Below are 6,561 nucleotides of genomic sequence, written 5' to 3'. Positions count from 1 at the left end.
CCCCCCCCCCCCCCCCCCCCCCCCCCCCCCCCCCCCCCCCCCCCCCCCCCCCCTTTTCAAGCAGAAGACGGCATACGCGATTTCCTGTACGGTCTCGTGGGCTCGGAGATGTGTATAAGAGACAGGCACGGCGAGGGCCGCGCGGGAACGCCCGTGACCGGAGGCTTGCGCGGCCGCCCGGACGGCGTGCTGCCCGGCCCCGCGCGCGGCGGCGCGCGGCTGAGCCTGATCGACACCTTGCGCGCCGCGGCGCCCTGGCAGGCACTGCGCCGCCGCAGCGATCCCTCGCCAGATGCAGCCCGCATTGCCGTGCGGGTACGGCGCGAGGACTTCCGCGTCACGCGTTTCAAGCAGCGCAGCGAGACCACCACCGTGTTCGCCGTCGATGCCTCCGGCTCGTCCGCCCTGCATCGCCTGGCCGAGGCCAAGGGCGCGGTCGAACTGCTGCTGGCCGATTGCTACGTGCGCCGCGACAGCGTGTCGCTGATCGCCTTCCGCGGGCGCTCGGCCCAGGTGCTGCTGCCGCCCACGCGCTCGCTGGTGCGGGCGCGGCGCAGCTTGGCCGGCCTCGCGGGCGGCGGCGGTACGCCGCTGGCCACCGCCATCGACGCCACGCTTGCCTTGGCGGAGTCGACGCGGCGCCACGGCCGCACGCCGGTGGCGGTGCTGCTCACCGACGGCTGCGCCAACGTCGCCCTCGACGGCACCGGCGGCCGCGAGCGCGCCGGGCTCGACGCGCTGCAATCGGCACGCCTGCTGCGGGCCTCGGGCATCCGCACGCTGGTGCTCGACACCTCGCCGCACCCGCAGGCGCAGGCACGCCGGCTGGCCGAGGAAATGGGCGCCGTCTACCTGCCGCTGCCCTATGCCGACGCGGCCCAGATGTCGCGCGTGGTGCGCGCCGCCGCCATGGACCGGGCGGCCTCATGAGCCGTGCGCTCGATTGGGACGTCGCCGGGCTCGACTGGCCGCACCGTCAGCACAGCAGCTTCGTCCAGGCCGCGGGCATCCGCTGGCATGTGCAGCGCATGGGCAGCGGGCCGGTGCTGCTGCTGCTCCACGGGACCGGTGCCGCCAGCCATTCTTGGCGCGACCTCATGCCGCTGCTGGCGCAGGAGTTCACCTGCGTCGCGCTGGATCTGCCCGGCCATGGCTTCACCTCGGCACCGCACGGCATGCACATGTCCCTCGATGGCATGGCCCGTGCGCTGACGGCACTGCTGGCCCGGCTCCAGGTGAGGCCGGCGCTGATCGTCGGCCATTCGGCCGGCGCCGCCATTGCCGCGCAACTGTGCCTGCGCGAGCACATCGACGCCGATGCGGTGCTCGCGCTCAACGGCGCCTTCCTGCCGTTCGCCGGCCTGGCCGGGCTGGTGCTGCCGCAGGCGGCGCGCGCGATGGCGCTCAACTCGGTGGCCGCACGGCTCTTCGCCTGGGGCGCCTCCGACGCGGCGTCCGTGCGCCGGCTGATCGCCAGCACCGGCTCCACGCTCGACGCCCGCGGCGAGGCGCTCTACGCGCGGCTGGTGGGCAACCCGGTGCATGTGGCGGCGGCGCTTGGCATGATGGCGCGCTGGAACGTGGCGCCGCTTCTGGCGCGCCTGCCCGCATTGGGCGAACGGCTGCACCTGATGGCCGGCGCGCTGGACCGTGCCGTTCCGCCGTCGCAGGCGCAGCGGGTGCAGCGCCTGGTGCCGGGCGCGAGCCTGGCGCTGCTGGAGGGGGCGGGCCACCTCGCGCATGAGGAGATGCCGGTGCGCGTCGCGGCCTGGGTGCTCGACGTGCACCGCATCTGCCTGCAGGGTGTCGCCCGGCGCGCATGATCCACCTGCGCAAGCCCGCGCGCTGACGATGGAGACGCCTTGAAATCGATCCTTCCCCTCGGCGCGCTCGTGCTGGCCGTGCTGCTGCTGGCGGCGCTGTTCTGGCTGTGGACGCCCGACAAGGACCGTGCTTGGCTGGAGCGCCGCTACCTGGCGTCGCCGGCGGACATGCTGGAGGTCTCGGGCGCCATGCTCCACGTGCGCGACAGCGGCCCCAGGGACGCGCCGGCGGTCCTCATGATCCACGGCTTTGCATCCAGCCTCGATACCTGGGACGCCCTGGCCCGGGCGCTCGAGGCCACGCACCGCGTGATCCGTTTCGACCTGCCGGGCAACGGCCTGAGCCCGCCCGACCCGAGCCGCAATTACACCGACGCGCGCAGCATCGAGCTGGTCCTCGCATTGCAGGACCGGCTGGGCCTGCGCGCCAGCAGCGTCGTCGGGCATTCGATCGGGGGGCGCATCGCATGGACCCTGGCGGCGCTGCATCCGGAGCGGGTCACCCGGCTGGTGCTGATCGCGCCCGATGGCTTCGCCAGCCCGGGCTTTCGCTATGGCGAGGCGCCCAAGGTGCCGTCGATGTTCACGCTGATGCGCTACGCGCTGCCCAAGGCGCTGCTGCGCTCTTCGCTGGAGCCGGCCTATGCCGATCCGGCGATGGTCACGCAGGACCTGCTCGACCGCTACCACGACTACCTGCTCGCGCCCGGTGCCCGGCAGGCCCTGCTCGATCGCATGGAGCAGACCGTGCTCGTCGATCCGGTGCCGCTGCTGCGGCGCGTTCGGGCGCCCACGCTGCTGCTGTGGGGCGAGCAGGACGCGATGATCCCGATCGCCAATGCGCAGGACTATCTGGCGGCCCTCGCGGACGCGCGGCTGGTGTCGATCGCCGGCACCGGCCACCTGCCGCAGGAGGAAGCGGCGGCGCGCTCCGCCAAGGTGGTGCAGGAGTTCCTCGATGCCGGCGAGGTCGGCAGGCGCTGACGCGCGGCAGGCGCCAGCCACTGGCCGCGCGCTGAATTGCTATGAAATATGTAGCATAAAGCCCAGGTGGTAACTGGGCTTCAGGCCTTTTTTATCCAAAATCATGTCTTGCCGTAGGTCGAATCGAAGCGCTGCTGCAGGTACGCCTGGGCCGTCACCGGCGCGTAGCGCGGCGCCTGGCCGGCCGGCACGCAGGACGGGATGGCCTGCACCAGCGCCTCGGGGTTCGGGTCCAGGAAGAAGGCGATCGAATAGCGCTCCTGCGGCGGCCGCACCACGCGGTGCGGGGTGGACACGTAGACATCATGGGTCCAGCGCATCAGGCAGTCGCCGATGTTGCAGATGAAGGCACCCGGCACCGAGGGCGCGTCCAGCCACTGGCCGTCGCGGCGGCGTACCTGCAGGCCGGCCACGCCGTCGGTGGCCAGCAGGGTCACGTTGCCGTAGTCGGTGTGCGTGCCGGCGCCGGCCTGGCCGGGCGGCGCGCCGTCCAGCAGCGTGGGGTAGCGCAGCAGGCGCAGCGTGGCCAGCGGGCGGTCCACCTTGTCGGCGAAGAAGTCCTCGGGCAGCCCCAGGTCGGTGGCAAAGGCGGTGTGCAGGCGCTGGCCCACGGCCAGCACGGCGTCGAAGTAGGCCTGCACGCGCGCCTCCCAGCCCGGCAGGGGTGGCCAGACGTTGGGCGGGCGCGTGGCGCCGTCGGTCCAGATCAGGTTGAAGGCCTCTTTCAGGTCGGGCGCGGTCTTCTCGTCCAGCGCCTCCACGCCCAGGCCGACGTAGCCGCGGTTGTGGCCGTGCCGGGCGATCGCCAGCGCGCGCTTGGCCTCGGCCGGCAGCGCGAACAGTTCGTGCGCGGCGGCAAAGGTATCGGCCACCCGCGCGGCGGGCACGCCGTGGCCGGTGATCAGGAAGAAGCCGGTGCCGCGGCAGGCCGCGCCGATCTGCGCCGCCACCTGTTGCCGCGCGGCGGCGTCAGGGGAGGCGAGGGCGGCGATGTCGATGATGGGGATATCGTGCATGGGCCCGATTGTCCCCCCGCCTCAGCCGCCCGCCTCGGACTCATGCCAGTGTTGCAGCAACTGGCGTCCGATGGCGCTCACCACCAGGAAGAACAGGAAGCCCAGCAGCGTGGCGGCGATCACCTCGGCGAACAGCAGCGCGGTGTACATGCGGCCCTGCGCGAACACGATCTGCACGCCCAGCCCGCCCTGCGCGTTGCCCGAGCCGATGATGAATTCGCCCACGATGGCGCCGATCACCGACAGACCGGCAGAGATGCGCAGCCCGGCCATGATGCTGGGCAGGGCGCCGGGCAGGCGCAGCTTCCAGAAGGTGGTGACGCGGCTCTTGCTGTGCAGCGTGAACAGCTCCACCAGCGTGCGCGAAGTGGAGCGCAGCCCCAGCAGCGTGTTGTTGACGATGGGGAACAGCGACATGATGAAGCTGATGATCACCACCGACAGCTCGTTGTAGCCGAACCAGAGCACGATCAGCGGTGCGATCGCCACCACCGGCACCGTCTGCAGCAGCACCGCGTAGGGGTAGATGCTGCGCTCCAGCAGCCTGGACTGGCTCAGCAGCGCCGCCAGCGCAATGCCGCAGACGATGGCCAGCAGGTAGCCCAGCGTTGCTTCCTTGAGCGTGGCCAGCGTCGCCAGCAGCAGCGTGCCGGCGTTCTCGGCCACGGCCGCGGCGACTTCCTGCGGGCCGGGCAGCAGGTAGCCCTTGCCGGCGTAGACGGTGGCCGACAGCAGCCACCAGGCGGCGATGCCCAGCAGGGCCACCGCCAGCACCGGCAGCGCGGCCAGGGCGCTGCCGCGCAGGCGTGAGGAGGGTGTGGAGGTGCTCATGCCGCGGCCTCCGCAACGGCCTTGCGCCGCAGCGCGGCGGTGACGCGGCCGGTCAGCTCCGCGAACTCCGGCGTGGCGCGCAGCTCGGGCGCGCGCGGGAAGGCGAAGGGCACGTCCACCACCTCGACGATGCGCCCGGGCCGCGCCGACATCACCACGATGCGGGTGGACAGGAACGCCGCCTCGTGCACGTTATGCGTGACCATGGCGCCGGTGAAGCCCGACTGCTGCCAGAGCGCGGACAGCTCTTCCTGCAGCACGTCGCGCGTGAGTTCGTCCACGGCCGCCAGCGGCTCGTCGAGCAGCAGCAGCGCGGGCCGCAGCGCCAGCGCGCGGGCCAGCGACAGCCGCATGCGCATGCCGCCCGAGAGCTGGTGCGGATAGCTGGCCTCGAAGCCGGCCAGGCCCACCAGTTGCAGCGCCTCGCGCGCGCGGGGCGTGCAGTCGGGGCCGCGGCAGCCTTCCAGTTCCATCAGCAGCTCGGCATTGCGCAGCACCGTGCGCCAGGGCAGCAGAGCGGCCTCCTGGAACACGAAGCCAGTGGCGGTAGCGCCTGGCCGGTCGACGGTGCCGCCGCTGGGTTCGACCAGGCCCGCCAGGATGCGCAGCAGGGTCGACTTGCCGCAGCCCGAGGGCCCGACGATGGTGACGAATTCGCCCGCCGCGAGTGTGAGATCGGTCGGCGCGAGGGCCTGCAGGCCGGTGGCGTAGGTCTTGGAGACGCCGCGCAGCGCCATGCTGGCGCCGCGCGCAACAGGGCGGCCGGTCACGGCGCGCATCCCGTGACCAGGCCGCGCTCGTAGGCCTGCTTCTCGTCGAAGCTCGCGGGCAGGAAGCCCACGCTCCTGAGCTGGCCCGCCAGTTCCTTCCAGCGCGCGTCCTGCATGCAGCCGATCCGGCCCAGGTCGTGCGAGATCAGGTTCTCGATCATGTCCTTGTTGGCCGCGTCGTAGATGGCGGGCGAGATCTGCTTGTTCATGCCGGTCAGCAGCGGCTTCAGTCCGCCCGGGTTGCGCACATAGTTGCTCCAGCCCTTCTGCACCGCGGCGATGGTGGCCTTCACCAAGGCCGGGTTCTTCTGGATCATTTCATCCGTGGTGAACAGCACGTTGTACGGCCGGTAGCCGAGCGAGGCCACGCTGATCTGCTGCACGTCGATGCCGGCCTCGACCATGCGCGCGGGCAGGTAGAGCGAGTAGCCCTGCTGCACTATCTTCGGGTCGTTGCGGAACAGGCTCAGGTCGCCGCTCACCGGCAGCTCGCGCACGCTGGCCAGCTTGTACTGTTTCTTGGTCCATTCCCAGTAGGCGCTGCCGATGTTGACGGCAAAGCTGCGGCCCTGCAAATCGGCGATGCCCTTCACGGCCGGGTCGCGGTGGTAGACGAAGGCATAGGGCACGTAGTCCAGGTGCGCGAACACGGCCTTGACCGGCGCGCCGCGCAGGCGCGCCAGCAGCACGTCGTCGGCGTTGCCGATGCCGAACTCGGCCTGCCCCGAGGCCACCTGCGGAATGGTCTGGATCTTGGGGCCGCCCTGCAGCACCGTGATCTTCAGGCCCGCGTCCTTGCCGAGCTGGTCTTCCTGCGCCTGCCAGTAGCCGGCCTGGTCGGGCTGCGCGAACCAGTTGGTGAGGATGCGCACCGGTTTGCCGTCCTGGGCGAAGGCCGCCGTGGACAGGGCTGCGAGCAGCGCAAGGGCGAGGCGCCGGGTGATGGTCGTCATGGAGTGGGTCCTTTCAAAAATCGTGCCGTATGAGTCGTCCCAGGCGCTCAGCGCCACCTGCAGCGCCGACAGCCCAAGGCGCAGAAGGCCGTGGAACAGGCCAGGCCGGGACATCCGCGGAACTGGCTTTGCCAGGTCGCTGGAGAGGCCTTGCAGGCCGCGCCGGGCCAGTGGCCCGGCCCTT

7 protein-coding genes are annotated in these 6,561 nt (G+C 71.6%); 3 read left to right on the top strand and 4 right to left on the bottom strand.

The annotated features are described in order from the left end of the window. The 3 genes from JHD63_RS12635 to JHD63_RS12625 all read left to right on the top strand — a co-directional run. The coding region (locus JHD63_RS12635; RefSeq protein ID WP_198971095.1) for a VWA domain-containing protein at nucleotides 1-930 on the top strand (930 nt) is incomplete at its 5' end. Next, on the top strand, nucleotides 927-1,823 hold the full coding sequence (bchO, locus tag JHD63_RS12630) for an alpha/beta fold hydrolase BchO (RefSeq protein ID WP_198971094.1): 897 nt from the start codon (nucleotides 927-929) through the stop codon (nucleotides 1,821-1,823). The genes JHD63_RS12635 and bchO, both read left to right, overlap by 4 nt. A 39-nt stretch (nucleotides 1,824-1,862) precedes the next feature. Further along, nucleotides 1,863-2,807, top strand: a complete 945-nt coding sequence (locus tag JHD63_RS12625; RefSeq protein WP_233168054.1) for an alpha/beta fold hydrolase — start codon at nucleotides 1,863-1,865, stop codon at nucleotides 2,805-2,807. A 101-nt stretch (nucleotides 2,808-2,908) separates the two neighbouring features. Here the strand turns inward: JHD63_RS12625 and JHD63_RS12620 are convergent, their stop codons facing one another. From JHD63_RS12620 to JHD63_RS12605, 4 genes are read right to left on the bottom strand one after another with little or no spacing between them, the layout of a single operon-like run. Beyond that, nucleotides 2,909-3,823 (bottom strand): isopenicillin N synthase family dioxygenase, encoded by a 915-nt coding sequence (locus JHD63_RS12620; RefSeq protein ID WP_198971093.1) that lies wholly within the window; start codon nucleotides 3,821-3,823, stop codon nucleotides 2,909-2,911. Between the two features lie 21 nt (nucleotides 3,824-3,844). Next, nucleotides 3,845-4,654 (bottom strand): ABC transporter permease, encoded by an 810-nt coding sequence (locus JHD63_RS12615; RefSeq protein WP_198971092.1) that lies wholly within the window; start codon nucleotides 4,652-4,654, stop codon nucleotides 3,845-3,847. Further along, the gene (locus JHD63_RS12610) at nucleotides 4,651-5,433 is read right to left on the bottom strand and encodes an ABC transporter ATP-binding protein (protein WP_198971091.1); all 783 of its coding nucleotides are present in this window, start codon (nucleotides 5,431-5,433) and stop codon (nucleotides 4,651-4,653) included. The genes JHD63_RS12615 and JHD63_RS12610 overlap by 4 nt, the downstream gene beginning before the upstream one ends. After that, nucleotides 5,421-6,377: an ABC transporter substrate-binding protein gene (locus JHD63_RS12605; RefSeq protein ID WP_198971090.1), complete on the bottom strand. Its 957-nt coding sequence runs from the start codon at nucleotides 6,375-6,377 to the stop codon at nucleotides 5,421-5,423. The genes JHD63_RS12610 and JHD63_RS12605 overlap by 13 nt, the downstream gene beginning before the upstream one ends. Between the last annotated feature and the right edge of the window lie 184 nt (nucleotides 6,378-6,561).

It is taken from the genome of Xylophilus sp. ASV27 (genome assembly GCF_016428875.1).
Taxonomy (GTDB): Bacteria; Pseudomonadota; Gammaproteobacteria; order Burkholderiales; family Burkholderiaceae_C; genus Xylophilus.
The sequence above is the reverse complement of the archived record's forward strand: the minus strand, read 5'-3'. Positions and strand labels throughout refer to the sequence as shown.